The following is a 412-nucleotide window of genomic DNA, read 5'->3' on the forward strand; positions in this document are numbered from 1 at the left end:
GAAAGGGCATATCTCAGCAAGAGACGTATTCACCGCAATCATGCTGCTCAACTTGCTCCACAGTTTAATTGAAGATACGTTGTTGATCCTACTCATCGGGGCCGATTTCTACACGATATTTTGGGGAAGGCTTGTATTCTCGGTGTTGGTTGTCGCTGTGGTATCAAACGTCATTAAGCGCATGAATCCAAGCACTTGCGAACGGTATTTTTATCGCGATGTCTCTCAGTCATAAGTAAATCTCCAACAAGAATACAAGGAAAAGAACTCAAATACGGGTTCTTTTTTGCGACTTGGCACTCCTATCACCTCCGCTATTGTTAAATTTCACGCCCTTGAAACACTGAAAATCATTCTCAACACCCTAATTATTTATATTTCGTGTGAAAATAATTTCAGCACAGATATTTAC

At 40.5% G+C, this 412-nt stretch carries 1 pseudogene; it reads left to right on the forward strand.

Going from position 1 to position 412, the window contains the following annotated elements:
* Positions 1-235 (forward strand): annotated as a pseudogene (locus AB4496_RS29295) (hypothetical protein); the annotation flags it as partial.
* Between the last annotated feature and the right edge of the window lie 177 nt (positions 236-412).

It is taken from the genome of Vibrio sp. 10N.222.46.A1 (genome assembly GCF_041473595.1).
GTDB lineage: Bacteria > Pseudomonadota > Gammaproteobacteria > Enterobacterales > Vibrionaceae > Vibrio > Vibrio tasmaniensis_A.